Annotated in this window: 24 protein-coding genes and 1 pseudogene; 15 read left to right on the forward strand and 10 right to left on the reverse strand. The window is 68.0% G+C overall.

Annotation, left to right across the window (positions count from 1 at the left end; all coding sequences use genetic code 11):
- The first annotated feature begins 114 nt into the window (after nt 1–114).
- Together ABQY74_RS04905 and ABQY74_RS04910 are read left to right on the forward strand one after the other, a co-directional pair.
- Complete coding sequence (locus tag ABQY74_RS04905) at nt 115–2361, forward strand: DUF1631 domain-containing protein (protein ID WP_349793586.1); 2247 nt, start codon at nt 115–117, stop codon at nt 2359–2361.
- Between the two features lie 222 nt (nt 2362–2583).
- The gene (locus tag ABQY74_RS04910; protein WP_104600982.1) at nt 2584–4941 is read left to right on the forward strand and encodes a DUF1631 domain-containing protein; all 2358 of its coding nucleotides are present in this window, start codon (nt 2584–2586) and stop codon (nt 4939–4941) included.
- A 38-nt stretch (nt 4942–4979) separates the two neighbouring features.
- On the opposite strand, the gene ABQY74_RS04915 is transcribed toward ABQY74_RS04910, so the two are convergent.
- On the reverse strand, nt 4980–5843 hold the full coding sequence (locus tag ABQY74_RS04915) for an alpha/beta hydrolase (RefSeq protein ID WP_104596432.1): 864 nt from the start codon (nt 5841–5843) through the stop codon (nt 4980–4982).
- A 136-nt stretch (nt 5844–5979) separates the two neighbouring features.
- Here ABQY74_RS04915 and ABQY74_RS04920 point away from each other — a divergent pair, with 136 nt between their 5' ends.
- Nucleotides 5980–6576, forward strand: a complete 597-nt coding sequence (locus ABQY74_RS04920; protein WP_065047995.1) for a TetR/AcrR family transcriptional regulator — start codon at nt 5980–5982, stop codon at nt 6574–6576.
- 60 nt (nt 6577–6636) lie between these two features.
- A complete protein-coding gene (locus ABQY74_RS04925) occupies nt 6637–7728 on the forward strand; it encodes an NAD(P) transhydrogenase subunit alpha (RefSeq protein WP_167704711.1) in 1092 nt (363 codons plus the stop codon).
- A gap of 213 nt (nt 7729–7941) precedes the next feature.
- Here ABQY74_RS04925 and ABQY74_RS04930 read toward each other — a convergent pair whose 3' ends face one another.
- From ABQY74_RS04930 to ABQY74_RS04940, 3 genes are read right to left on the reverse strand one after another with little or no spacing between them, the layout of a single operon-like run.
- On the reverse strand, nt 7942–8424 hold the full coding sequence (locus ABQY74_RS04930; RefSeq protein ID WP_349793583.1) for a DUF3106 domain-containing protein: 483 nt from the start codon (nt 8422–8424) through the stop codon (nt 7942–7944).
- A 5-nt stretch (nt 8425–8429) separates the two neighbouring features.
- Complete coding sequence (locus ABQY74_RS04935; RefSeq protein WP_349793581.1) at nt 8430–8774, reverse strand: hypothetical protein; 345 nt, start codon at nt 8772–8774, stop codon at nt 8430–8432.
- Nucleotides 8771–9334 carry an RNA polymerase sigma factor gene (locus ABQY74_RS04940; RefSeq protein WP_349793579.1) on the reverse strand — a complete coding sequence of 188 codons (564 nt, stop codon included), beginning with the start codon at nt 9332–9334 and terminating at the stop codon, nt 8771–8773. The genes ABQY74_RS04935 and ABQY74_RS04940 overlap by 4 nt, the downstream gene beginning before the upstream one ends.
- Before the next feature lie 123 nt (nt 9335–9457).
- On the opposite strand from ABQY74_RS04940, the gene ABQY74_RS04945 reads away from it, so the two are divergent.
- Nucleotides 9458–9763 (forward strand): NAD(P) transhydrogenase subunit alpha, encoded by a 306-nt coding sequence (locus ABQY74_RS04945; protein WP_024940817.1) that lies wholly within the window; start codon nt 9458–9460, stop codon nt 9761–9763.
- Nucleotides 9760–11217 carry an NAD(P)(+) transhydrogenase (Re/Si-specific) subunit beta gene (locus ABQY74_RS04950; RefSeq protein WP_349793577.1) on the forward strand — a complete coding sequence of 486 codons (1458 nt, stop codon included), beginning with the start codon at nt 9760–9762 and terminating at the stop codon, nt 11215–11217. Before ABQY74_RS04945 ends, ABQY74_RS04950 begins: the two co-directional genes overlap by 4 nt.
- 857 nt (nt 11218–12074) lie before the next feature.
- Here ABQY74_RS04950 and ABQY74_RS04955 read toward each other — a convergent pair.
- On the reverse strand, nt 12075–12494 hold the full coding sequence (locus tag ABQY74_RS04955) for a hypothetical protein (RefSeq protein ID WP_349793575.1): 420 nt from the start codon (nt 12492–12494) through the stop codon (nt 12075–12077).
- A 174-nt stretch (nt 12495–12668) separates the two neighbouring features.
- Between ABQY74_RS04955 and sufT the strand changes: the two genes are divergently transcribed.
- The 5 genes from sufT to ABQY74_RS04980 all read left to right on the forward strand — a co-directional run bounded on the left by sufT (nt 12669) and on the right by ABQY74_RS04980 (nt 20172).
- Nucleotides 12669–13223: a putative Fe-S cluster assembly protein SufT gene (gene sufT / locus ABQY74_RS04960; protein WP_016900709.1), complete on the forward strand. Its 555-nt coding sequence runs from the start codon at nt 12669–12671 to the stop codon at nt 13221–13223.
- 64 nt (nt 13224–13287) lie between these two features.
- Nucleotides 13288–14373 (forward strand): branched-chain amino acid aminotransferase, encoded by a 1086-nt coding sequence (locus ABQY74_RS04965; RefSeq protein ID WP_349793573.1) that lies wholly within the window; start codon nt 13288–13290, stop codon nt 14371–14373.
- 314 nt (nt 14374–14687) lie between these two features.
- Nucleotides 14688–16433: a S8 family peptidase gene (locus ABQY74_RS04970; protein ID WP_039523743.1), complete on the forward strand. Its 1746-nt coding sequence runs from the start codon at nt 14688–14690 to the stop codon at nt 16431–16433.
- 267 nt (nt 16434–16700) lie between these two features.
- The gene (locus tag ABQY74_RS04975) at nt 16701–18110 is read left to right on the forward strand and encodes a S8 family peptidase (RefSeq protein WP_349793571.1); all 1410 of its coding nucleotides are present in this window, start codon (nt 16701–16703) and stop codon (nt 18108–18110) included.
- A gap of 364 nt (nt 18111–18474) precedes the next feature.
- Nucleotides 18475–20172, forward strand: a complete 1698-nt coding sequence (locus ABQY74_RS04980) for a S8 family peptidase (protein ID WP_349793569.1) — start codon at nt 18475–18477, stop codon at nt 20170–20172.
- 200 nt (nt 20173–20372) lie between these two features.
- Here the strand turns inward: ABQY74_RS04980 and ybaK are convergent, their stop codons facing one another.
- The 4 genes from ybaK to wrbA all read right to left on the reverse strand — a co-directional run bounded on the left by ybaK (nt 20373) and on the right by wrbA (nt 22419).
- Nucleotides 20373–20846, reverse strand: coding sequence for a Cys-tRNA(Pro) deacylase (gene ybaK / locus ABQY74_RS04985; protein WP_349793567.1), 474 nt, complete (start codon nt 20844–20846; stop codon nt 20373–20375).
- Between the two features lie 4 nt (nt 20847–20850).
- Entirely contained in the window at nt 20851–21336 is a 486-nt protein-coding gene (locus ABQY74_RS04990; protein ID WP_016900703.1) for an asparaginase domain-containing protein, read from the reverse strand.
- Between the two features lie 85 nt (nt 21337–21421).
- Nucleotides 21422–21766 (reverse strand): DUF2069 domain-containing protein, encoded by a 345-nt coding sequence (locus ABQY74_RS04995; RefSeq protein WP_104555996.1) that lies wholly within the window; start codon nt 21764–21766, stop codon nt 21422–21424.
- The gene (wrbA, locus tag ABQY74_RS05000; protein ID WP_172454310.1) at nt 21763–22419 is read right to left on the reverse strand and encodes an NAD(P)H:quinone oxidoreductase; all 657 of its coding nucleotides are present in this window, start codon (nt 22417–22419) and stop codon (nt 21763–21765) included. The genes ABQY74_RS04995 and wrbA overlap by 4 nt, the downstream gene beginning before the upstream one ends.
- A 51-nt stretch (nt 22420–22470) precedes the next feature.
- Here wrbA and ABQY74_RS05005 point away from each other — a divergent pair, with 51 nt between their 5' ends.
- From ABQY74_RS05005 to ABQY74_RS05020, 4 genes and pseudogenes are all read left to right on the forward strand, one after another.
- Entirely contained in the window at nt 22471–23748 is a 1278-nt protein-coding gene (locus ABQY74_RS05005; protein WP_024938585.1) for a YihY family inner membrane protein, read from the forward strand.
- Complete coding sequence (locus ABQY74_RS05010; protein WP_024938584.1) at nt 23745–24353, forward strand: TlpA disulfide reductase family protein; 609 nt, start codon at nt 23745–23747, stop codon at nt 24351–24353. Before ABQY74_RS05005 ends, ABQY74_RS05010 begins: the two co-directional genes overlap by 4 nt.
- Nucleotides 24353–24619 (forward strand): annotated as a pseudogene (locus tag ABQY74_RS05015) (acylphosphatase). The gene ABQY74_RS05010 and the pseudogene ABQY74_RS05015 overlap by 1 nt, the downstream one beginning before the upstream one ends.
- A gap of 84 nt (nt 24620–24703) precedes the next feature.
- Nucleotides 24704–25927, forward strand: coding sequence for a hypothetical protein (locus ABQY74_RS05020; protein WP_065047973.1), 1224 nt, complete (start codon nt 24704–24706; stop codon nt 25925–25927).
- Here ABQY74_RS05020 and ppk2 read toward each other — a convergent pair.
- On the reverse strand, nt 25909–26691 hold the full coding sequence (ppk2, locus tag ABQY74_RS05025) for a polyphosphate kinase 2 (RefSeq protein ID WP_024938581.1): 783 nt from the start codon (nt 26689–26691) through the stop codon (nt 25909–25911). The two genes, ABQY74_RS05020 and ppk2, sit on opposite strands and share 19 nt — an antisense overlap.
- Nucleotides 26692–26709 lie beyond the last annotated feature (18 nt).

The following is a 26709-nucleotide window of genomic DNA, read 5'->3' on the forward strand; positions in this document are numbered from 1 at the left end:
GAGGATGCGGGCAATTATAGACGGGCCCTTCCCAACGCCCGCCGCATCATGGGTGGCGGGCCGATGCCGGTCCGGTCGTGACATCCCTTCCATGTTCGTCCTGTGCGCCGCCCGATGACCCAGTTCGTATCCACCCCCGTGCTCCCCAGCCGCAATCCGCAGCTGCTCGATCAGGTACGCGAGATCGTGCTGGTGCCGCTGGCCGATGCCTTTGTCCAATTCCAGGACACATTGGCCGAGGCGCTGTTCCGGCTGGCGGCCGATGCCGGCCCGGCCCAGAACGACTTCCTGGAAGCGATCCAGGCGGTGCGGCAGCAGCGCGAGCCGATCACTGCGCGTTTTCGCGGGCATCTGGCCAAGGCCTGGCAGGGGCTGGAATCCGGGCGGCCGTTGTCGGCCGATCGCAGCCTGGGACGCGGTGCGGCCGGGCTGACCCTGCTGCCCGAGCAGGATCTGGAGGTGCGCCTGGCGGTGCGCAACCTGGCCGGCGCGCTGCAGCACCAGTGGCGCACGGAGCTGATGCGGCTCAATCGCTATCTCGGCTTCATTGCCGGCGGGCTGCGTATCGACGGCGACAGCAATCCGTTCGGGCCGGAGCATCTGGGCGTGGCCCTGTACGAGGCCTTTCAGGGGGTGACGCTGGCGCCCAAGGCGCATCTTGCGGTGATCAAGGTCTGCGAGCAGCACCTGATGGAACGCGTCGGCCAGCGCTACGGCGCGCTGGAACAGGCGCTGGCGCAGGTGGCGCGCTTGCGCGAGTTGCCGCAGCCGCGCAGCCGGCGGCGCGGCATTCCGCGCCAGGACGAAGGCGCCGGCGAGCAGGCCGCCGAGACGCCGGACTGGATTGCGCGCTTCTTCGCCGACTGGTCGGGCGGGCAGGGCGCGCTGTCCGGCGTCGAGGCGATCGACGTGCATCTGCGCAGCGGCCGCGAGCTGTTGCCGGCCAGCCTGCGCCATTTGCTGCAGCATGCCCGCCGCCAGCGCGAACCCGATACCGACACGCACGCATCTGCCGGGCAGCGCCTGCTGTCGCCGCGCGAGGTGGTCTCGGCGCTGTCGCTGCTGCAGACCATGCCGGCGGCCGGGTTCGATGCCATCGACGGCACCGATTCGGGCCTGGCGCGTGGCCTGCGGCAGCAGGTCAGACGCGCCGCCGCCGCGCTTGGGGTGGATCCGGCCACCACCTGCCTCAACCCCGACGACGAGGACGCGCTGGATCTGGTGGCCTTGTTGTTCGCCGCGATCCTGGTGCAGAGCCATCTGTCGGATGCGCAGCGCAGCCTGCTTGGCCAGCTGCTGGTGCCGATGGCCAAGCTGGCGATGCTGGACGGCCACCTGTTCGTGCGCGACGGCCATCCGGCGCGCCGCCTGCTCAACCTGTTGGTCGACGCCTGCGATGGCAATGCCGGCGAAACCGCGGCAGAGCAGGCCTTGCTCGGCCAGGTGCAGGCGGTGATCGACACGGTGGTGCGCGACTTCGACGAGCATCCGGGGCTGTTTCTGACGCTGGAAGCCGAGTTCGGCGCCAGTTACGAACAGTATCGGCGCCGGGTGGAAATTGCCGAGCGCCGCGCCAGCGAATTGCAGCGCGCCGAAGAACGCCGCGAAGCCGCACGCAGCACGGCCGCGCAGGCCCTGGCAGAGCGCTTGGCGCGCGGGCCGCTGCCGCCGCTGGTCGAGCACTTCCTCGGCCGCGTCTGGCAGCCGTATGTGCAACAGGTGGCGTTGCGTGGCGACGGCGCCAGCCCGGCGTTGGAAGCCGCCCTGGCCCTGGGCGATGCGGTGTTGGCGCAACTGGGTGCTGCGCCTGGTGACACCGCGCTGGAACCGCAGCGTGCGCAGCTGCTGCAGGCTTTTGCGCTGGCCGGCCTGGCGCAACGCGACGCCGAGCTGGCCCTGCAGGAACTGCAGCGCGCGCTGCTGTCCACGCCATCGGTGCCGGCTGCGGGAGCGCCGGATCCGGCCCTGTTTGCGCCGACCTTGAGCGCGCTGCGCCCGAGCCCCGGTCCGGCCGAGCCGGTCGGCGAGCCGCTGACGCCGATGCTGGATGCCACCGCGCAGGTGGAATTCGATCGTGTCACCGCCGATTTCTTCCGCGGCATGGCGCTGGGCACCTGCCTGGAGTTCGTCGACCGGCACGGCCGTGTGCAGGCCGGCAGGTTGTCCTGGATCAGCCCGATTTCCGGGCGGCTGATGTTCGTCAACCGGCGCGGCGGGCGGCTGTGCGTGTCCTCGCCGGAGGAACTGGCGATGATGGTGTGGCTGGACCGCCTGCGTCTGTACCGCGACGAGGACGCGTTCTACAGCGCGATGCAGGACGTGGTCGATGCGCTGGACCGGCCGCACATGCTGAAGGCTTAACCCCCGCAGGCGGTTGATACGCGCTGGCAAGCGCCACCGCAGCGATGCACGCTAGGATGTCCGACTGACACGCAAACCCTGGGCGGTCACGACTAAAGTGCGAATTGCGTCACACTTAACAAACGAGCGAAACGCCTACCATGCGGTGGCGGAATTTGGGGCCGCGTCCGTTTCCTTTCGTTTGAATATTTTCACGCCTGCAGGGGCGGGGAGCCTTTGCGCATGACTTTTCAGCCCAGTCCGTCGGGACATCCGGGCCGTGACCAACGCTTGCTCGAACAGGCGCACGCCGTGTTCGTGCCCGCACTCGCGCAGGTTTTTGCAGCTGCAGTCGCCCACTTTGATGATGTGCTGTTCGATCGCGCCGAATCCGCGGGAACATCGCAGTTGCTGTTTCTCGATGGCATGCGCGAGTTGCGCCGGAAGCGCGACGAAGTGGCCACGCAGTTCCGCCAGCAGCTGGACGATGGCTGGCAGGCGTTGCTGCTGGGCGAGCCCTTGTCGGCCGAGGTGGTCCTGGCAGGCGACATCGGCACCGGCCCGCTGAGTCTGGTGCCCGAACACGTGCTCGAATCGCGGCTGGCGGTGCGCAACCTGGCCACCGTGCTGCTGCGCGACTTCAAGCAGGTGCTGGCGCGGGTGGACCGCCGCCTGGGCTGGATCGCCGGTGGCCTGGAGCTGGTGGCCGACACCAACCCGCTCGGTCCGGAACATCTGGGCGTGGCGATCCATGAAGCCTTCGCCACCTGCGACCTGGCGCCGGAAGTGCGCCTGGTGCTGATCAAGCTGTGCGAGCGCGACCTGGCCGAGCCGATCGGCAAGCTGTATGCGCGCCTGGACGAGACGCTGGCCAAGGCCGGCGTCATGCCGGAAATCTCCCAGCCCAAGCGCCCGCCGCCGCGCGTGCAACCGCGTGGCGACACGCCCGAGGAGCGTGCCCAGGCCGAAGCCCAGGGCGCGGCTGCCGACATGGGCGGCGACGACCAGAGCGACCAGTACGCACCGGCCTGGGCCAACCGCTTCCTGGACCGCTGGGCGCATAGCCGCGGCCGCATGCAGGCCGCCGCCCAACGTGGCCAGGCCGGCGGCGGCGCTGCCGGCGGCATGGATGGGGGCGAGGCCGATCACCCTGGCGGCAGCCAGGGCATGTTGCTGGAGGCGCTGCACGAACTGCTGCAGCAAACCCGCAGCGTGCGCGACAACACCGCCTCTGCCGCATCGGTGGCGGTAGGGCAGCAACGCCCGTTGAGCCAGCGCGAGATGATGTCGGTGCTGTCGCTGCTGCAGGCCACGCCGAGCGCGACGTTGCAGGCAGCCATCGGCGACGACACCGAGTCGCTGGCGCAGCGGCTGAAGAACGAAGTGCTGTCCAGCGCCACCCGGCTGGGCGTGGACCCGGCGACCGCGCGCCTGGACCCGATGGACGAGGATGCGATCGATCTGGTCGGCATGCTGTTCGACGTGATGCTGGACGAGCGCGATCTGGAAAACCGCTCGCGCGAAATGATCGGCCGGCTGGTGGTGCCCTTCGTCAAGGTCGCGCTGCTGGACCGCAAGATGTTCGTGCAGAAGACCCACCCCGCGCGGCGCCTGCTCAATTCGCTGGCCGAGGCCTGCGAAGGCAACAATGGCGACAGCGCTGCCGAGCGCGTGCTGATGGGCAAGGTCGAGGAAATCGTCGACCGCCTGGTGGCCGAATTCAACGAGAACCTGGCGATCTTCCTGACCCTGGAAGAGGAATTCCGCGATTTCCTGTCGCAGCACCGGCGCCGGGTGGAAATCGCCGAGCGGCGCGCCACCGAAACCCAGCGCGGCCAGGAAAAGCTCGAGTTGGCACGCAGCCGCGCGCTGTCGGAGCTGGAACAGCGCACGCAGGCCGGCACGCCGCTGCCCAGGGCCGTGGAGGATTTCCTGCGTCAGCCGTGGCTGCACCATCTGACCATGGCGATCTTGCGCGACGGCGACGAAGGCCCGGGCACCGTCGAGGCACTGGCCCTGGCCGATGGCGTGCTGGAAGAACTGGCCGAGGCGCGTCGCCACATCGTCGGCAAGCCGTGGCTGCAGGTCTGGCAACCGGCATTGCATCGCGTATTTGCCAGCGTCGGCCTGCATGGCGATGCGGTGGTGGTGGCCATCACCGCATTGCACGACACCTTGCAGGCCATTGCCGAAGCGCGCCCTGAGCTGGAAAAGGCCTTGCCGGAGCTGCCGCAGGTCAACCTGCCGCCGCCGGCTGCCGAAAGCGTCAGCGTGGTGCTGGGTGCCGAGGCGGTGGCGCAAAGCATCGACAGTGCCGATGCCGAGCGTTTCCGCGCGATGGATATCGGCACCTGGCTGGATTTTGTCGACAAGGACGGCAAGGTGCAGGCGGGCAAGCTGTCGTGGGTGAGCCCGATCTCGCAGCGGCTGCTGTTCGTCAATCGCCGCGGCGTACGCTTCTGCGTCGCCTCGCCGGAAGAACTGGCGGTGATGGTGCGCCTGGGCCGGCTGCGCGAGCACATCAATGACGGCGCCTTCGACAGCGCCATGCAGGGCGTCATCGACCGCCTGGATCCGCTGCACAACAGCACCGTGCACTAGCGGGTGCCGCGCGATGCGCTTGCCGCATCGCGGTACGGTCAGGCGCGCGCCGGGCCGATAAAGTCCAGCGCCGCTTCGATGACCGAGGCATGGTCGACCATGCGGTTGTGGCCCAGGCCTTCGGTGGTCAGCAGTTGCGCCTGCGGCCACAGCGCCGCAAAACGCGCGCCTTCGTCCCAGGGGGTCTCGCGGTCGCGGCGGTCGTGGATGATCAGGGCTGGGCGCTGGAAACGCGGCAGATGCGGGGACGCATCGAAATCGGCAAAGCGTTTGCCGGTGATGGTGTGCAGCAGATTCTCGAACGGAACGAAGGTCTTGGCCGCGATGCCGAAGGCGCGGAACTGGCGGTGCGCGGCGTCGGCCGGTGCCAGCAATGGCGCGATCAGTACGTAGCGCTCCGGCTGCCAGGCCGCTTCATCGGCGAACACGATCGATGCCGAACCCAGCGAGTGGCCGATGAAGGCGACCGGCCGGCCGAAGCGATGCCCGATCCGGCGCAGCACCTCGACAAAGTGCGGCATGTAGCTGATGCGCCCCCCACTCAAGCCGTGCCCGGCCTGGTCGAAGGCCACCACCGCATAGCCCAGCGCCTGCAGCCGTGGCACCCAGGCGGCAAAGCGCAGGCCATAGCTGGACCAGCCGTGGGAGAGCAGCACATACGGTTGCTGCGCCGGGTCGCCCCAGACATACACCGCGATCTCGATGCCATCGATGGACAGGCTGTCGCGGCCCACGTCGGACAGCGTGGCCAGGGTGGATGCGGCGTGCCGGCGTGATGCCGCATCCGGCGTCACGAAGCGGCGCGCCAGCAGGCGGCCGGTCGGGCCGGGAGCCAGGCGGCTGGCCAACCCGAACAGCGTGCGGGTCAGGCGCATGCGCCAGCGGGAGGATGCCTTAGCCATGGGAACACTCGCTGGGGGAAGGGCTGCATCCGCCGCCAAATCTTGACGCTGGCAAGATGCGGGGCGAGTCTGCACCGCCAATCTTGTCAGCGTCAAGATTCCCTGCTCCAATGAAATCCCGATTTGCGAAGCCGCCATGTCCCACGCGCCCAAGTCAGCGACGTATCACCACGGCGATCTGCCCGCGGCCCTGCGCCGCGCGGCCTGGGAGATCGTCGGCGAATCGGGTCCGCGCGGGCTGAGCCTGCGCGAGTGCGCCCGCCGTGCGGGCGTTTCGCATGCCGCGCCGGCACATCACTTCGGTTCGCTGGAAGGCCTGGTGGTGGAACTGGTTGCAGACGGGTACGAACGCATGGTCGAGTGGATCGTGCAGGCCCAGCGCGAGGTCGACCCACTGCTGGGCGGCGGCCTAGGCTATATCCGGTTCGCCATCGCCTACCCGCAGCAGTTTCGCCTGATGCAGAGCCTGGAGCCGCAGCGACGCAGCCTGCCGCGCCTGCTGGCGGCCACCGATGCGGCAATGGCCTGCCTGCGCGATGCCTTGCATGCGGCCTGGCTGACCCGGCACGGCAGTGCGCCGGATGCGCACCTGCTACATCAACGGGTGTTGCTGGCCTGGAGCGCGGCGCATGGTTATGCGTGTCTGGCCATCGACCACCGCACCGAAGCGGTGGCGCTGGCGCCGCCCGAGCAGTTGCTCGCCCCGATGCTGCCGGCCTTGCTGACGCCCTGAGCGTGGCTGCCGCGCTCTGCTAGCATCGCCGCGACGACAGGCGCGCGAGCGGAGCAAGCCATGGCTGTGCAGGTGCTGGTGCTGAAAGAACACGCGGCAGGCGAGCGCCGTGTCGCCGCCACGCCGGAAACGGTCAGGAAACTGGTCGCGCTCGGCGCCAGCGTGTGGATCGAGCCAGGCGCCGGCTGTGCCAGCAGCATGGCCGACGCGGCGTATCTGCAGGCCGGGGCGCAGCTCGCCACGGCAGACACACTGGCCCAGGCCGAGGTGCTGCTGAGCGTGCAGGCACCGCCCACCGAGCTGCTGCAGCAATGCAGGCCCCACACCGTGCTGATCGGCATGCTGGCGCCGGACGCCGACCCGGCACGTGCGCAGGCGATTTCTACCGGTGCGCTGGTCGCGTTTCCGCTGGAGCGCCTGCCGCGCACCACACGTGCGCAATCGATGGACGTCTTGAGTTCGCAGGCCGGCATGGCCGGCTACAAGGCCGTGCTGATCGCCGCGCAACTGGCGCCGCGCTTCTTTCCGATGCTGACCACCGCCGCCGGCACCATGCGCCCGTGCAAGGTGCTGGTGATCGGTGCGGGCGTGGCCGGGCTGCAGGCGATCGCCACCGCCAAACGGCTGGGCGCGCAGGTCGAAGGCTTCGACGTGCGCCCGGAAACGCGCGAGCAGATCGCCTCGCTGGGCGCGCGCTTCCTCGATCTGGGCGTGAGCGCGGCCGGCGAGGGCGGTTATGCGCGCCAGCTCACCGACGACGAACGCGCCGAACAGCAACGCCGGCTGGCCGAACACCTCAAGAGCGTGGACGTTGTGGTCTGCACCGCCGCCGTGCCCGGCCGGCCGGCGCCCAAGATCCTGAGCATGGAGATGCTGCACGGCATGCGCGCCGGCAGCGTGATCGTCGATCTGGCCGCGGAAACCGGCGGCAATTGCGCCGCCACCCGGCCCGGCGATACCTATGAGCGCGATGGCGTGGTGATCGCCGGCCCGCTCAATCTGGCCAGCCAGGGCGCGGTGCACGCCAGCGAGATGTTCGCGCGCAACGTCTACGCGTTCGCCGCATTGCTGATCAAGGATGGCGCGCTGTCGTTCGACTGGGATGACGAACTGCTGGCCAAGACACGCTGGTCGGCGCCAGCGACTGCGTAGCCCCGCCGAGCCCATGCGCCTTGCGCGTTGACGGGTAGGAGCGCGCTGGCGCGCGATGGCGCTTTATCGGTAACGCTGCGTCGCGCGATGGCGCTTTATCTGTAATGCTCCATCGCGCGCTAGCGCGCTCCTACGGTGGCCGCGCGCATGTCCGCCTGTGACCGGGATGCGCGCGTGCGCTGGCGGGTCGCACTCGCCGCGGCAGCGCTTCCGTCAATCGTCGGTGGGCGGATGCTCGCGCAGCCAGGTGCTGCGTTCGGCCGGGCTCATCTTCTGCCAGCGTTGCTGCAGCTCATTGCGTTGTTGCTGGTTGAGCGTGCGCATGCGTTCGAACAAGGCCTTGGCCTCGCGGCGTTGCTCCGGGCTCATGTTGCGGAAGCGGTCCATGCCGGCCTTGGCCTGTTTGCGCTGCTCCGGGGTCATGTCCAGCCAGCGGCGCGCGTGGCGATACATGCGCGGGCGTTCTTCCGGCACATCATTCCAGCGTTCGCGTAGCGCATCGATCAGCACCTGCCGCTGCTGCTGGGTGAGCTTGTCCCACTCGGGCATCGGCGTGTCTGCCTCGCGCGGTCCGGGTCCTCGCGGGCCGGGGCCATCCGGCGGCGGCGGTTCGGGGGAATGGGCCTGGGCCAGCAGGGACGCGCAGGGCGCGGCGCACAGCAGCAGGGTCAACAACAGGCGGGTGGTGCGGGTCATCGTGCTTATTCCATGGCCAGGGCGGTATCGGACCCCAGCCAGACGTACAGGTCCGGGTTCTGGGTCAGCATGTCGTCGGTATCGGTGGTGGTGCCGGCGACCACCTGGGTCGGAGCGCGGTCCGGCGAGGCGCTCTCGCCCGGACGCAGCTGCAGGCCGATGCCGACCGCCAGCAGGCCGGAACACGCGGTCGCCAGCAACCAGTAGCCGCGCCGGGCGCGCGTGGGAGCAGCCGCATGACGGGCCTGGCGCAGGCGCGCCAGGGTCTGCGGCGTCAGGCTGGTCAGTGCGGAGGCATGCAGCTGGCGCAGGTGCGCATCCAGCTGGGCCGGGTCGTGGGAGCGGTTCACAGGAAATCCTCGAACTGTTTTTGCAACGCGTCGCGCGCACGCGACAGGTGGGTTTTGACCGAGCCTTCCGAGCAGCCCATCGCCTTGGCGGTGGTGGCCACGTCCAGCTCTTCCAGCACGCGCAGCGTGAACGCTTCGCGCTGGCGCGCCGGCAGGTTGCGCAAGGCCTCGACCAGCCGTTGGTAGGCCTGCTGATGCTGTTGTTCGTCCACGGGGCCGGTGCCGGGGTCGGCCCAGTCGATGGTGCCTTCGTCGTCGGCGCGTTCGGCCGGCGCCCAGAACTTCAGGCGAAAGCTGCGCCGGCGCTGCAGGTCGATGATGCGGCTGCGCAGGATGCTCCAGAACAACGGCGTCCATTCGGTGGCCGGGCGCTCGCGATAGCCGAGCAGCTTCACCATGGCGTCCTGCACGGCGTCCAGCGCATCTTCGCGGTGACGCAGGCCGGCCTCGGCAAAGCGGAACGCACGCGGGCCGATGCCGGCCAGGAAGGCGTCCAGCGAAGCCGGCGCGGTGGCGGCCGGTGCGGCAGGTTGCGGATCGAAAGGGGTTCCCACCAGCACAGCGTAGCTTCCGCGGAGACGATACGACGTCAACGGGCGAGTGCCGATTCGGTTGACACGCGCCCGGGCGCGCACGGCGTGGGTATGATCGGCGGGCCGCACCGGCCAGTGGAGCGAACGACGATGAGCGACGGATTCGTAGCGCTGTACATCTTCATGCTGGCGGCCATCGCCGGCCACGTGATCATCTCGCGGGTGCCGGTGATCCTGCATACCCCGCTGATGTCCGGCTCCAACTTCATCCACGGCATCGTGCTGATCGGTGCGATGGTGGTGCTGGGGCATGCCGATACCACGCTGGAAAAGGCGCTGGGATTTGTCGCAGTGGTGCTGGGTGCGGGCAATGCGGCCGGTGGTTATGTGGTGACCGAGCGGATGCTGGACATGTTCAAGTCCAGCAAGAAGCCGTCGGGCGGGGATGCTCCATGAACGTCTCCACTGCCGAGCTGCTGGCATGGCTGGTGAAGTCCAGCTATCTGGTCGCGGCGACCTTGTTCCTGCTCGGGCTGCAGCGCATGGCGTCGCCGCTGACCGCGCGCAGCGGCATCCGCTGGGCCGGGCTGGGCATGCTGATCGCCACGGTGGCGACATTCTTCCTGCCCGAGCTGCATAACGTGCCGCTGATCCTGGCCGCGCTGGTGATCGGCACCGGCGTGGCGTGGTGGTCGGCCAGGAAGATCGCCATCACCGACATGCCGCAGATGGTGGCCCTGTACAACGGCATGGGCGGCGGCTCGGCGGCGGCGATCGGGGCGGTGGAGTTGCTGCGCTTTGCCTTTTTCGCCAACCGCGACACTACCCACTGGAGCGCCCAGGCGATCGCCGAACTGGCGGCGCGGCGGCCGGACACCACCACGGTGGTGCTGGCGGTGGTCGGCTCGGCGATCGGCGCGGTGTCGCTGTCCGGGTCGATCGTGGCCTGGGCCAAGCTGGATGGCCGGCTCGACCGTCGGGTGACCTTTGCGGGCCAGCAGGCCTTTAATCTGCTGGTGGCGCTGGCGGTGCTGGTGCTCGGCATCTGGGCGGCCAGCAGCCTGCAGCCGCTGGCGATCATCGCCTTCTTCGTGGCGGCGCTGGCGCTGGGCGTGTTGATGACGCTGCCGATTGGCGGTGCCGACATGCCGGTGGTGATCTCGCTGTACAACGCATTCACCGGCCTGGCGGTGGCTTTCGAAGGCTATGTGCTGGGCAACGAGTCGCTGATCATCGCCGGCATGATGGTCGGCGCGGCCGGCATTCTGCTGACGCGCCTGATGGCCAAGGCGATGAACCGGCCGATCAGCGGGGTGCTGTTTTCCAACTTCGGTGGCGGCGGGCAGGCACAGGAGATCGCTGGAGCGCAGAAGCCGATCGAGGCAGGTGATGTGGCGGCGATGATGGCGTTCGCCGAGCGGGTGGTGATCGTGCCCGGCTACGGCATGGCGGTGGCACAGGCGCAGCACAAGATCTGGGAGCTGGCGCAGCGGCTGATCGCGCGCGGGGTGAAGGTGAAGTTCGCAATCCACCCGGTTGCCGGGCGCATGCCCGGGCACATGAACGTGCTGCTGGCCGAAGCCGGCGTGCCCTACGACCTGATCGCCGACATGGACGACATCAACCCCGAGTTCGCCAGCACCGACGTGTCGCTGGTGATCGGCGCCAACGACGTGGTCAACCCGGTGGCCAGGACCGACCCGGCCAGCCCGATCTACGGCATGCCGATCCTGGACGTGGTCAATTCGAAGAACACGGTAGTGATCAAGCGCGGCAAGGGCACCGGCTTTGCCGGCATCGAGAATGCGCTGTTCTACGCCGACAACACCCGCATGCTGTACGGCGATGGCGCGGAAGCGGCCGGCGCGCTGGTCAGCGAGCTGAAGGCGCTGGACGGGGGCGGGCACTGAGGCGTTGTGCGACTGATTTAACGGATGAATTTGCGAAGCCACTTGGTCGAGGGGCGGTGTCCTTTCTCACTACCAAGGACCTTGTAGCGATCTGCAGAACAGCCGCTCCTAAGTTGATCTATTCGTGTTTGTCCGGCCAGTCGTAAACAAGCCACGCAGCTTCAAGAAAATACCGGGCTTTGTGGGGCGTAGCGGTGTTTAAAGGCATTCAAGAGCTCGGCTCTTCGAGTGCGCGGTGCCCTCACCGCTTGCGGGACACGCCGTGAATCCATCCATGGAGGCTCCTTGGCGGCATCCATGCCGCCAAGGGTCCCGCAACCGGCAAGGACACCGCACCAGGAGGTTGGTTGGTGGTCGAATGAAAAGCTGCCTGTTGCGATTGCAAGTCTTGCGTCGGAACGCTGAAACGTTTGCAGGTTGCTTTGTTGAGCGGCTTCCGTTACTCGGTTTGCGCTGGAAAGCTGATCGAACGCACGGTGATCCGAACAACACACACCATGCTTTGCTTGCAACCAAACCACCGACCATCTCGACAGGTCCTTGCCGGCCCATCGTCGCGGGACCTTACGCGGCATGGATGCCGCGTAAGAGCCTACATGGACGTACTTGCGGCGTGTCCTGCGATGGTGGGCGGGCAAGGGCCCTGCAGCAAACTCACAGCGTCGAGGGCGCGGCGAGGACACCGCACCGGTTACCGGTTGCTCTGTCGAAAACCATGCACACCGACCATCTCGACCGGGCCTTGTCCGCTCACCGTCGCGGAACCTTACGTTGCAGAAGCGGCGTGACTTGCGCTGTGCACATGAAGCATCAACTTCAACGGATGCCTAGTGGCAGTCATTGCGAACGCGTCCGACTCAGCGCGCCGCCCACCACGCCAGGACCAGCGCGGCGGCATAGCACAGCAGGTCGAAGCCGTTGTTGGCCAGTTGCAGCAGGGTCCAGGCCAGCCCGGTGCCCATCTTCTGTGCCGAGGTCCACGGGTCCAGGCCCAGTGCGCCACCCAGCTGCGCCGAGGCGATGCCCCAGTTGGCGCCGACGATGATCAGCGCGGTCGCCACGACCGCGATGCCGATGCGCAAGGGGCCGGCGCCCAGCGTGCCCAGGCGCAGCATCCAGACGATTTCCAGCGCCACCAGCACCGCCATCCAGCCAGCCTGGTTGCCGAGGGCAAGCGCGATGAGCATCCAGGCGATCAGGGCGGTAACGCATCCCAGCAGCAGGAGCGGGGGCCAGAGCCAGTGGGCGGTTCTGGCGGACTCGGTGGTAGGCGGCATTGGAGCTCCTGACAGTGCGCACATGATAAAGCGCGCGCTGTACTTTGCGCGGTGATGGACGCGCCGATGGAATGCAGCGTCGTCGCTGGCTCCATCCCGCAACGGCAGCGGCCTTGCCGTGGTCGGCTAGAATGGCGGACTTGCGCGCATCCGCCGCGGCCCCATATCCAGCCCATGTACTCCCGTAGCAGCGAACCCGTCCAGTTCGAACGCGATTGCGATGCCGTCATGGTGCCGCAGGGCGATTCGGTGACCCTGCCCGCAGGCAGTTACGGCTATATCACCCAGGCGCTGGGTGGCAGCTATACCGTCTTTGTCGAAGGCAACCTGTTCCGCATTGCCGGCAAGGATGGCGATGCGATCGGCAAGGAGGCCCCGCCGGGGCTGGAACTGCCCGCCGATGCCAGCGACGAAGAGGTGGAGGCACTGGTGTGGCAGCAGCTGCGCACCTGTTTCGACCCCGAGATCCCGTTCAACATCGTCGATCTGGGCCTGGTCTACGAGGCGGTGGTCAGCCATCGCGAGGAAGACGATCAGCGCCGGGTGGACGTCAAGATGACCCTCACCGCGCCCGGTTGCGGCATGGGCGAGATCCTGGTCGACGACGTGCGCAGCAAGGTGGAGATGATCCCGACCATTGCCGAGGCCGACGTCGAGCTGGTCTTCGACCCGCCGTGGGGCCGGCATATGATGTCCGAAGCAGCCCGTCTCGAGACCGGCATGCTCTGATCGTCAGGCGCCATGTCCAAGAGGTGGCGCCGCGTCCTTTCGCCCGCCATACAGGAATCTTCCGGTGTCCGTGTCCTTCGCTTCCACCCGTTCCCCGTCGCCGCGCAGTGCCGACGAGCTATCCGTGATCCTGACCGCGCCCGGCTTCGGGCTGCATTTCACCGACCACATGGTCGCCATTTCCTGGACCAACGAGCTCGGTTGGCATGACGCGCAGGTACGCGCGTATGGCCCGCTGCAGCTGGATCCGGCTGCCTCGGTGCTGCATTACGGCCAGGAGATCTTCGAAGGCATCAAGGCCTACCGGCATGCCGATGGCTCGATCTGGACCTTCCGCCCGCAAGCCAATGGCGAGCGGCTGCAGCGCTCGGCGCGCCGGCTGGCGCTGCCGGAACTGCCGGTGGACCTGTTCGTCGAATCGCTGCGCCAGCTGGTGGCGGTGGATGCGAGCTGGGTGCCGTCGGCCCCGGAAACCAGCTTGTATTTCCGCCCGTTCATGATCGCCGACGAGGCGTTCCTGGGCGTGCGTGCGGCGCACAAGGCCTCGTACTACGTTATCGCAAGTCCCGCCGGTCCGTATTTCGCCAAGGGCGTGGCGCCGGTGTCGATCTGGTTGTCCACCGAGTACGCGCGCGCGGCCAAGGGCGGCACCGGTGCGGCCAAGTGCGGCGGCAACTATGCCGCCTCGCTGCTGCCGCAGCAGAAGGCCTATGCGCAGGGCTGCTCGCAGGTGCTGTTCCTGGACCCGGTGGAAGGCAAGTACATCGAAGAACTGGGCGGCATGAACGTGTTCCTGGTCTACAAGGACGGCACGCTGGTGACGCCGGAACTGTCCGGCAGCATCCTGGAGGGCATCACCCGCGACAGCATCCTGCAACTGGCCCGCGATCGCGGCATGCAGGTGATCGAGCGCAAGGTCGCCATCGACGAGTGGAAGCAGGGCGTGGCGTCGGGCGAGATCACCGAGGTGTTCGCCTGCGGTACCGCTGCCGTGGTCACCCCGATCGGCGAGCTGAAGGGCGATGGCTTTGCGGTCGGCGACCTGTCCGCACCGGCCGGCGAGGTGACCATGTCGCTGCGCCAGGAGCTGACCGACATCCAGTACGGGCGCGTCCCGGACCGCCACGGTTGGCTGGTGCGTCTGTCCTGAGCCAACACATCGCGTCAAAAAGGCCTCTGCGCGGTCGCGCAGGGGCCTTTTTTTTGGGCGCAGCGCAGCAGGTATGTGGCAATTCATGTCCGAATGTGTCGTCAACTGACTGAACGGTGCCGTACGGTGTCACAAATCTGATATTTAATTTATGGAAAGTGCGAACTTCTTATTGTCCAGTCTGGTTGTAGTGCGATAGGTTCGCTGAACGGATCGATAACAGGGGATCGGTCCGGGACCTCGGTGCTGACCTATGGAAGGCGGCACCGGCTACCACCGCTCCGGCGGTTCTCTTTGATCTAGAAGGGAATTCGATGTCGAACGAGTCTTTCCGCAAGTGCCCCCGCGCACTGACCATCCTGAGCGCAGCTGCGCTGACCTCGTTGTTGCTGGCAACCCCGGCCTTTGCCGGCGAGGTGTATCTGGATGGCCTGGCCACCGCCCAAACCCACCAGAAATTCATCGTGACCTACAAGGACGGCAGCACCGCGCTGGCCAGTCCAACCGCGTTGAGCACCTCGCTGCGCACTGCCGCGCGCGCTGTTCCGGCCAAGGCCGGCAAGGCGCTGGGCCTGAACTCGGTGCGCCGCCTGGCGCTGGGACCGGAGCTGGTCAAGGCCGACCGCGCACTCGACCGCGCCGAAGCCGAAACCCTGATGCGCCAGCTGGCCTCCGACCCCAACGTGCAGAGCGTGGAAGTCGACCAGATCCTGCACGCCACGCTGACCCCGAACGACACCCGCCTGTCCGAGCAGTGGGCCTTCGGCACCACCAATGCCGGCCTCAATATCCGCCCGGCCTGGGACAAGGCCACCGGCGCCAATGTGGTGGTGGCGGTGATCGACACCGGCATCACCACCCATGCCGATCTCAACGCCAACATCCTGCCGGGCTACGACTTCATCAGCGATGCCACCACGGCGCGCGATGGCAACGGGCGCGACAGCAATCCTGCCGACGAAGGCGACTGGTACGCCGCCAATGAGTGCGGCACCGGCATTCCCGCCGCCAATTCCAGCTGGCATGGCACCCACGTGGCCGGCACGGTGGCCGCGGTGACCAACAACACCACCGGCGTGGCGGGCACGGCCTACAACGCCAAGGTCGTGCCGGTGCGCGTACTCGGCAAGTGCGGCGGCTCGCTGTCGGATATCGCCGACGCCATCATCTGGGCCTCCGGCGGCAGCGTCAGCGGCATTCCGGCCAATGCCAATCCGGCCGAGGTGATCAACATGTCGCTCGGCGGCGGCGGTACCTGCTCGACCACCATGCAGAACGCGATCAGCGGTGCGGTATCGCGCGGCACCACGGTGGTGGTGGCGGCAGGCAACGATTCTGCCAACGTGTCCGGTTCGCTGCCGGCCAACTGCGCCAACGTGATCGCGGTGGCAGCCACCACCTCGGCCGGCGCCAAGGCCAGCTATTCCAACTTCGGCACCGGGATCGACGTGTCGGCGCCGGGTTCGGCGATCCTGTCCACGCTCAACAGCGGCACCACCACCCCGGGCAGCGCCAGCTACGCGTCCTACAACGGCACCTCGATGGCGGCGCCGCATGTGGCCGGCGTGGTCGCGCTGGTGCAGTCGGTCGCGCCGAGCGCACTCACCCCGGCTGCCGTGGAAACCCTGTTGAAGAACACCGCACGTGCGTTGCCGGGCGCCTGCTCGGGCGGCTGCGGCGCCGGCATCGTCAATGCCGATGCGGCGGTGACTGCCGCCATCAGTGGCAGCAATGGCGGCGGCGGTGGCGGCACCGGCAACACCCTGACCAACGGCACGCCGGTCACCGGACTGGGCGCGGCCACGGGTGCGGAGCTGAACTACACCATCGCAGTGCCGGCCGGTAGCGGCACGCTGACCGTGGCGATCAGCGGCGGCAGCGGCGATGCAGACCTGTACGTGCGTGCCGGCAGTGCGCCGACCGACACCACCTACACCTGCCGTCCGTACCGCAGCGGCAATGCCGAGACCTGCAGCATCAGCGCGCCGTCTGGCACTTACTACGTGCGCGTCAAGGCGTACAGCACGTTCTCCGGCGTGACCTTGCGCGCCAGCTACTGAGGCACGTCGGCACTGCCTGGCCCCGGCCAGGCAGTGCCGATCCGATCCGCTGCTGCGGATCCGCTTCACCCCCATCAGCGACCTATTGCCCACGTCTGCCGCATCGGCCGGCGGAGGCGGTGTGTTGCCGCTCGACCGGAATGGACATCGGTCAGTCGTCTCGCCGGGCGCTCGCGCCCGTGCACTGCCTGACCCGATCCGCAGCACGTGGAGCCGGTTCGGCCATCTCGCCGCAACTGCGGCACCCTCTCAAATAAGGAACGATCGATGTCCAATGTGTCGCAACGTCGTGCGCCCACGCGCGCGCTGGTGGTCCTGGGTGTGTCCGCGCTGACTTCGCTGCTGGCAGTGCCGGCGTTTGCCGGTCAGGTCAATCTTTCCGGGCTGGATTCGCAGCCCACCCTGGACCGCTTCATCGTCAAGTACAGGGACGGTTCCAGCGCCGCGGTGAGCCCGACCTCGCTGCGCGCATCGCTCAATTCGGTCGCCACCGCTGTGCCGGCACGCGCCGGCCGCGCGCTGGGCCTGAATCACGTGCGTCGCACCGCGCTGGGATCGGAAGTGCTCAAGACCGACCGTGGCCTGGACCGTGCCGAGGCCGAGACGCTGATGCGCCGGATCGCCGCCGACCCGAGCGTGGAGTACGTGGAAGTCGATCAGATCATGTACCCGACGCTGACCCCCAACGACACCCGTCTGTCCGAGCAGTGGGGCTTCGGCACCACCGCCTCGAGCATCAACGTGCGTCCGGCCTGGGATACCGCCACCGGCACCGGCGTGGTGGTGGCGGTGATCGACACCGGCATCACCAGCCACCCGGACCTCAACGCCAATGTGCTGCCGGGCTATGACTTCATCAGCGACGCGGCGCGTGCGCGTGACAACAATGGCCGCGACAACAACCCGGCCGACCAGGGCGACTGGCGCGCAGCCAACCAATGCGGCTCCGGCGTGGCAGCGGCCAACTCCAGCTGGCACGGCACCCACGTGGCCGGCACCATCGCTGCGGTCACCAACAACAGCACCGGTGTGGCCGGCACCGCGTTCAATGCGCGCATCGTGCCGGTGCGTGCGCTGGGCCTGTGCGGCGGCACCACCTCCGACATTGCCGACGCAATCGTGTGGGCATCCGGCGGCACCGTCTCCGGCGTGCCGGCCAATGCCAATCCGGCCGAAGTGATCAACATGTCGCTGGGCGGCAACGGCACCTGCTCGAGCACCTACCAGAACGCCATCAACGGCGCGGTGTCGCGCGGCACCACGGTGGTGGTGGCGGCCGGCAACAGCAATGCCAACGTGGCCAACTTCACCCCGGCCAGCTGCGCCAACGTGATTTCAGTGGCGTCGATCACCTCGGCCGGTGCGCGTTCGAGCTTCTCCAACTTCGGCAGCACCATCGACATCTCCGGCCCGGGCTCGGCGATCCTGTCCACGCTCAACAGCGGCACCACCACCCCGGGCAGCGCCAGCTACGCCTCCTACAACGGTACCTCGATGGCGGCCCCGCACGTGGCCGGCGTGGTGGCGCTGGTGCAGTCGGCGGCCAGCCGTCCGCTGACCCCGGCGGCGGTGGAAACGTTGTTGAAGAACACCGCGCGTCCGCTGCCGGGTACCTGTTCGGGCGGCTGCGGTGCCGGCATCGTCAACGCGGCCGGCGCGGTCAGCCAGACCCCGTAAGACGCCTCGCGGTGCCAGCGGCCGAGCCGTTGGCAGCGCTGCGGTCTGCGTGATGCGGTGTGTCTGCAGCACGCTCGATACCCCATTGCCCCGCCAAGTGCGGGGCAATGGCGTTTTGGGGGCGGCGCTGGAGAGTAGGACGGCGCGGTCCTGGTCGCCGCCGGCATCTGCCTCTCGAGCGGCCACCTTAACCAACCCGGTGGTTCGCCACGCCTGGCCAGCGATCCCGGCTCAGGTCCGTCCATACCCGGTCGATAGCGTGGGCAGGTGGGCAGCGACGCCAGTCGGCGCGCCTCACCACGATGCAAGGGCGGCACAGATGTGCCCTCGTTTGCACCACGACATCCCGGGGAGGGGTCGATCCATGCGTTATTTACCGTTCAAGGGGCTGCGCCATGTCGCGCTGGCCTGTGCACTGCTATGCGGCACTGCGCCTGCATTTGCTGGCGACGTCAGCCTGCAGGGGCTGGGGTCGGCGTCCGCCCATCAGCGTTTCATCGTCAGCTACAAGGACAGCAGCGCCGGCGACCGTGGGCGTCTGAGTGGCTCGTTACGCGAGATCGCCCGCGCGGTGCCGGCGCGGCGCGGACGGGCGCTCGGCCTGTCGTCGTCGCGCTGGCTTGGAGTCGGGCCGCAATTGCTGGTGGCCGATCGCGCGCTGGACCGGGTCGATGCGGAAACCCTGATGCGTCGTCTGGCGGCCGACCCGGCGGTCAAGCGCGTGGAAGTGGACATGCTGCTGCGCCCGATGCTGGTGCCCAACGACAGCCACCTGTCCGAGCAATGGGCGCTGGGCACCACCAGCGCCGGCATCAATGTGCGGCCGGCCTGGGACAAGGCCACCGGCAAGGGCGCGGTGGTGGCAGTGATCGATACCGGCGTGACCGCGCATCCGGAGCTGTCGGCCAATGTGCTGGCCGGCTATGACTTCATCAGCGATGCCTTCATCGCCCGTGACGGCAATGCGCGCGACACCGACGCCGCCGATCCGGGCGACTGGGCCGCGGCCAACGAGTGCGGCAGCGGTGCGAGCGCGTCCAGTTCCAGCTGGCATGGCACCCATGTGGCCGGCATCGTCGCGGCCGCCGCCAACAATGGTGCCGGTACCGCGGGCGTGGCATTCAATGCCAAGGTGCTGCCGGTGCGCGTGCTGGGCCGTTGCGGCGGCTACCTGTCCGACATCGCCGATGCGATCGTGTGGGCCTCCGGCGGCACGGTGTCCGGCGTGCCGGCCAATCCGACCCCGGCCAGGGTGATCAACCTGTCGCTGGGCGGCATCGGTTCCTGTTCCACCACCTTGAGCAATGCGATCGCCAGCGCGGTGTCGCGCGGCACCAGCGTCGTGGTGGCTGCCGGCAACAGCAATATCGACGTATCCAAAAGCGTGCCGGCCAATTGCCCGAACGTGATCGCGGTGGCGGCGACCACCTCGGCCGGGGCCAAGGCCAGCTTTTCCAACTTCGGCCAGGGCGTGGATATCGCCGCGCCGGGGCAGGCGATTCTGTCCACGCTCAACAGCGGCAGCGCGGCGGTGGGCACCCCAGGTTACGCGGTCTACAGCGGCACCTCGATGGCGGCGCCGCATGTGGCTGGCGTGGTGGCATTGATGCAGTCGGTGGCACTCAATCCGCTCAGTGCGGCCAGCGTCGAAGCGGTGCTCAAGAGCACGGCGCGTGCATTGCCGGTGGCGTGTCCGCAGGGGTGTGGGGCAGGGTTGGTCAACGCCGATGGTGCGGTGGCTGCGGTGATCGCCTCGACCACCCTGACCAGCAATGCAGCACGCAACGGCCTGGCCGCAGCCACCGGTGGCTCGCTGTATTACCAGGTCAACGTGCCCGCAGGCACGCGCAGCCTGCGGGTGGCGCTCAGCGGTGGTAGCGGCAATGCCGACCTGTCGCTGCGTGCCGGTGCATTGCCGAGCGATACCGCCTACAACTGCCGCACTGCGGTGGTGGGCAATGCCGACAGCTGCACGCTGAGCGCACCCGCGCCAGGGGTGTATTACGTGCGGCTCAAGGCCACGCTGGCGTTCTCGGCGGTCACGCTGGTGGCCACGTACTGAGCGTGCCCGGAGTCCTGCGCCGGTGGCGTGCAGGACTCCGGTCTTCCTTGGGGCGTGATCTTGTATCGGCCATGTGGCGTTGGCGATGCCTCACGCCGCAGCGGACGTGCGTGATCGCTGCCGCAAACCGAGCCACCTGTGGATTTCCAGATGCCGGCTTGCATCAGCCGGCCTGTACGCGGCGCGGTGTCTCGCCGCGGCTAGTCGCAAACACTGCAGGGCCGCGCCTGCAATGCGGCAACGATGCCATCGCCCGGCAATTCCAGCAGCAAGCCGCGTTGCCCGGCGTTGATCCACAGCGACGGGGCATCCAGTGCACTGGCTTCGATCACGACCGGCGCCTGGCGTTGCTGCCCCAGCGGGCTGATGCCGCCGACCTTGTAGCCGGTGCGACGCTCGGCATCGGCCACCTCCATCATGCGCGCCGACTTGCCGTTGCAGGCACTGGCCAGTTTCTTCAGCGACACCCGGCGATCGCACGGGATCACCACGCACACCGCTTGGTCGTCGACCCAGGCCATCAATGTTTTCAGCACCGTGTGCGGCGCCAGTCCCAGGGCGTTCGCCGCCTGCATGCCCTTCGCATCGGCATCGGCCTGGTAGGCGTAGGGGTGCAACACGTAGGCCACGCCGGCGGCATCCAATGCCTTGGTCGCGCGGGTGGCCTTGCTCATGGCGTCAGAGCGATTCGAAGCGGTTGGCGGCGACGTTCTTGCGCACCTTTTCCGGATTCCAGATGCGTCCGTTCATGGCGATGTACACGCCGGCCGGCAGCGACTGCACCGCGCCGACCGCGCAGCCGATGTTGAACTCTGCATCGGAGCCGCGAAAGCGCGCCGGATTGAGCGCGCCGGTCATCACGATGGTCTTGTCGGCGATCGACTGCAGCACCTTGCCGGTTTCCACCATCGAGTCGGTGCCGTGGGTGATCAGCACGTGGCGTGTCGGCTGGGCGGCGATGGTGGCGCGCACCAGTTCGCGATCGGCGTCGGTGATGTGCAGCGAATCCTTGCGGATGATCGGAATCACCGAGAAGCGGAAGGTCACGCCCAGCTCCTTGAGGATCTGGCCGATCTGCGGGTCGCCGATCTGGTAGTCCGATTTGTCGTCGAAGTAGATCTTGTCGATCGTGCCACCGGTGGTGACGATCAGGAGGTCTTCCATTGCTGCGGGTCCTTCAAACGGGCGCGGTGCAGGCCGCGCGAGGGCAGTCATGATACGACCCCGGCGCGGGTGCTGCCCAAGCGGGTCAACGTGGAGGGCGCTTGCGGCCGAAGCGCGCCGCCATGCCGGGGCCGCCCACCAATGCCACCACCAGCAGGGCCAGCAGCACTTCCAGCCAGGCCAGCCCACGCGCCTGCGGCTGGCTCCAGGCGGCCATCACGCCGTGACTGAACCAGCCCAGCGCGAACACGCCCGCCCAGAAACGCGCACGTGCGCTGCGCAACGCCAGCGCGGCTATCAGCGCCGGCGGCAGCGCAAACACCAGCAGCGCCGCGGTGCGATGGCGGTCGTCGTGAAACCAGCTCACGAATAGCACCGTCAGCGCGATCAGCGCGGCAGTCAGCAGCCAGTGCGTGGCGCGCAGGCTCATGGGCTGGCCAGGCGCCGGGCGATATCGGCCACCCGGCGGCCCAGCGCACGCGCCAGCAGCGCTTCGTCCTCGCTCGGTTGCGGGTCGCCGCCGGCACCGGAGACATGGCTGGCGCCATAGGGCGTGCCGCCGCTGGTGGTATGGCTGAGCGCCGGCTCGGTGAACGGGATGCCGACGATCAGGCAGCCGTGGTGCAGCAGCGGCAGGTGCATCGACAGCAAGGTGGATTCCTGGCCGCCGTGCATCGAGGCGGTGGAAGTGAACACGCCTGCCGGCTTGCCGGCCAGGATGCCGCTGGCCCACTCGGCGCCCAGGCCGTCGAGGAAATGCTTCATCGGCGCGGCCATGTTGCCGAAGCGGGTCGGGCTGCCCAGCAGCAAACCGCTGCATTCGGCCAGATCGGCCTTGTCCACATACGGCGCGCCCTCGTCCGGCACCGGCGGGGCGCTGGTCTGGGTCACCGCCGCCACCGGCGGTACCGTGCGCAGCCGCGCGCCCATGCCCGGTACTTCGCCGATGCCGCGCGCGATCTGCCGCGCCAGCCGCGCCACCGAACCGCCACGGCTGTAATACAGCACCAGAATCTCCGCCATCGCGCATCTACCGCCTGTGTGAGTTGCCGCAGTATCGGCCAAGCCACCGCCTGCCTGCACGCCGCAGTTGCGGCAAGGCCGCGATGACGGCGCATCGGGTACCCTTGCGCGATGTTGCGCGTGAACAAAATCCACCAATGGAAAGAACGACTGCGCGACCGCGCGCGGACGGTCAGCTTCGGGCGCTTCCTGTGGCGCCGCTTTCTCGACGACCGCCTGTTCCAGGCGGCCGCCTCGCTCGCTTACACCACGGTGTTCGCGCTGGTGCCGCTGGCGATCGTGGTGTTCGGGGTGCTGTCGGCGTTTCCGGCCTTCAACGAGTGGAAGGACGCGCTGACCGACTTCATCTTCAACAACTTCGTGCCCGGCGCGGCGCGCTCGGTGCAGAACTACCTCAATCGTTCGCTGGAGGATCTGGGCAAGTTCACCGTGGCCGGTATGGTCGCGCTGGTGGCCTCGCTGCTGATCACCCTGCACAGCATCGAGCAGACCTTCAACAGCATCTGGCGGGTGGCCGCCGCACGTCCGAAGGTGACGCGCTTCCTGATCTACTGGACGGTGCTGACCCTGGGCACCATGCTGGCCGCCGCCTCGATGGCGATGGCCGCCTACGTGTTCGCGCTGCCGCTGTTCCGCACCACCGAAGGCCAGTGGCTGGCCGAATTCGCCTGGCGGCTGGCGCCGATGGCGGTGGAATTCGTCTGCATCGTGCTGATCTACCGCGTGGTGCCGCAGCATGGCGTGCGCCTGCGGCATGCGCTGCCGGGCGCACTGCTGGCGGTGATCCTGATGGAAATCGTCAAATGGGGCTTCGGCTTCTATCTGGGCAATTTCCAGACCTATCAACGTATTTACGGCGCGCTGTCGGCGCTGCCGATCCTGCTGTTGTGGATCTACCTGAGCTGGGTCTCGGTGCTGCTGGGCGCCTCGCTGGCCTCTTCGATGGCGGCATTCCGTTACCAGCCCGAAGCGATGCGGCTGCCGCCGGGCTTCGAGATCTATGGCCTGCTGCGCCTGCTCGGCCGCTTCCGCCAGGCACGCATCCACGGCAACGGGCTGGACGAAGACCGCATCCTGGCGCTGGAGCCGATGCTCACCGACACGCTGATGCAGGAGTTGCTGTGCGAACTCAAACGCATCCGCCTGCTGCGCCGCGATGAGCGCGGCCAATGGCTGCTGGCGCGCGACCTGGATGTGGTGCCGCTGGCCGAACTCTACGAAAGCTGCCAGCTGCGCGTGCCGATCGAAGACCGCCCCCTGCCGTGCCGCGACGATGCCTACGGCCAGGCCGCTGCCGCTGCGCTGGAACAACTGCGCCAACCCTTGCGCAGCGTGCTGGCGCAACCGGTCGGCGACCTCTACACCCACCTTCCCGGAGACCTCCCATGACCGTGCGCCTTGTGCGCGGCGCCTGTGCGCTGCTGTTGCCGCTGTTGCTGCTGACCGCCTGCAAGCCCACCGGCGAGGGCACGCCCGCCGCCGGCGGTGCAGCGCCGGCGACCACCGCACAGACGCCGCAAAAGCCGGCCGCTCCCGCCGACCCGGCCAGCCCAACCGACACCTCGGTGGTGCAGCAGACCGCCGAGATGCCCAAGCTGTCGCTGCCGACCGTGACCGGCGAGGCCTATGACCTGGCCGCGCATCGCGGCAAGTGGGTGGTGGTCAATTTCTGGGCCACCTGGTGCGCGCCGTGCCTGAAGGAAATGCCCGAGCTGTCGGCGCTGCACACCATGCGCGACACCGTCGAAGTGGTGGGCCTGGCCTATGAAGACATCAGCAGCGCCGACATGCAGGCGTTCCTGAAGGACCACCCGGTGTCATACCCGATCGCCATCCTCGATCCCTACCAGCCGCCGCAGGACTTCGCCACGCCGCGCGGCTTGCCGATGACGTATCTGATCGGGCCGGACGGCAAGGTGGCCAAGCAGTTCCTCGGCCCGGTGACCGCACGCGACATCGAGACGGCGGTGGGCATCACCGGCAAGGCCGGCTGATGCAGGCGGCGCGCTTTATCGTCACCGGCGTGGTGCAGGGCGTGTGGTTCCGCGCCTCCACCCGCGAGCGCGCGGTTGCGCTGGGCCTGCGTGGGCATGCACGCAACCAGCCCGACGGCAGCGTGGAAGTGGTTGCTGCCGGGCCCGATGCCGCGCTGGACGCGCTGGAAACCTGGTTATAGCAAGGTCCGCCGGCGGCCAGGGTGGCCGCGGTGACCCGCACGCCCTGCGCGCCGCCGCCGACTGAAGAATTTGTAACTGGCTGAGTCGCTGCCAGCCGAGCAGGCCAACAGACTTGCGATGCGTCGCCGATAACCTTGTCAGCGCGATCAGGCGTGCAGGGGGAATGTATGGCCGCTCCATCTCAAGATCACACCGACGGGCACGAAGTGCCTGCCCGCAACCGTCGCCTAGCGCAGCTGGCGCCATGGCTGTACCTGGGCGTCCTGTCGGGCAGCGGCTGGTTGCTGTTTCTGCAGCCGCAGACCCGTGTGCTGCAGCCAGGGCAGGCGGCCACCAGCTGGCTGCTGGCCTGGATCTTCGGCGGCATCGTGATCGCTGCGGTGCTGTGGAGCCTGAAGCTCGCACGCCACGGCCTGGGCGCGTCCGCTGCCAGCTATCCGCTGTCGGCGCGTCTGCCCGATTCCTGGGCCGACGCCTACGCGGCGCTGTTGCGCCCGGCCCCCGCGGTGCCGCTGTCGGCCTCCAGGCCGGATCCTGCCGGCACCCAGCGCGGCGCAGCCTGGCACCGTTTCGGCGGCGGCATGCTCAGCGTGGAGAATTTCGATCCCAACGACGCTACCCGTGCGCCCTGGGACACCCTGGATGCCCAGGCCTGCATCTCGCGTCTGGATGATCTCCGTCCGGCCTGGCAAAACGCCACCGCGAACCGCGCGCTGCAACAGGAGCGTCGCTACTGGCTGGATGTGGTGCTGTCGCTGCTCGACCACGGCGTGATGCGCCCGCTGCAGGACGGCTACCTGCCCGACACCGCCACGCTGCGCACCGAACGTTTCCTGCTTGGCGCCGATGCCGGCCCGATCGTCCTGGCCGAAGTGCCGGCGCTGTTCGCACGCCGCCTGGCGCTGGCAATCGAGACCATGCCGGCCCCGCAGCGCGAGGCCGCCGGCGTCCAATGGCGTCTGCTGCAGCAATTGCACGGCCTGGTTGCCGAAAGCCGCATGCTGGACGAGCGCTCCCAGGTCATCCAGGTGCTGGCGTGGAATCCGGACGTGGACCTGGATCAGGTCGAAGTGGCCTACATCCTGGCCGCCGAGTACCGCCAGGGCATGCGCGACTGGTTGCGCCGCGCCGCGCTGGTGCGTCTGCCCGACAGCGCGCTACGCCTGGACGAAGTGCTGCTGTCGTCCTGCAGCCCGCTCGGCGCGCAGGCCGACGACGTCGATTACATCGAAGCGATGCGCCCGCTGCACCGCGGTTTCATGCAGCTGTTCAGTCAGCGCCTGAGCCAGCTTGTGCTGCAGGCCGAGCAGGCCGAGCGCCAGGCCGGCCTGTATCCCTTGCCGCGCGCCACCGCGGCCAGCGACGAGATCTCTCAGGACTGGCCGGCGTAATCGTCGATCGGTTCCAGCACGCCGTAACGTTCCTTGTGCGGCTTGCCGTCCAGTGGCGGCAGCTGCAGCGTGTCATCGGGCACCGCGGTGTCCGGGAGCCGATCCAGCAGATTGCGGATCAGGCTCAACCGGCCGCGCTTTTGGTCGTTGAAATCCACCAGCGTCCATGGCGCATCCGGCGTATGCGTCACCTCGAGCATGCGCTCGCGCGCGGCGGTGTAGTCCTCGTACTTGCTGCGTGACTGCAGATCCACCGGCGACAGTTTCCAGCCCTTGAGCGGATCTTCCTGGCGTTCGGCAAAGCGCTGTTCCTGCTCGGCCTGATCCACGCACAGCCAGTACTTGAACAGCAGGATGCCGTCGTCGACCAGCAGTTGTTCGAAGCGCGGCGCCTGCTCCAGGAACGCGTCGTATTGCGCGTCGGTGCAATAGCCCATCACCCGTTCCACGCCGGCGCGGTTGTACCAGCTGCGATCCATCAGCACCAACTCGCCGGCCGCCGGCAGGTGCGCCACATAGCGCTGGAAATACCATTGCGTGCTTTCGCGGTCGTTGGGTGTCGGCAACGCCACCACCCGGCACTGGCGCGGGTTCAGATGGCTGGCGATGGCCTGGATCACACCGCCCTTGCCGGCGGTGTCGCGGCCTTCCACCAGTACCAGCGCACGCTGGTTGGTGTGCCGCAGCCAGCGCGCCATGTTGACCAGTTCCAGCTGCAGCGGTGCCAGCAACTTCTTGTAGGCCTTGCGTTTCAGGTGCGACATGCGCGTTCCGACAGCGAT

This window comes from Xanthomonas sp. WHRI 7064, assembly GCF_040202355.2.
Classification (GTDB): domain Bacteria; phylum Pseudomonadota; class Gammaproteobacteria; order Xanthomonadales; family Xanthomonadaceae; genus Xanthomonas; species Xanthomonas arboricola.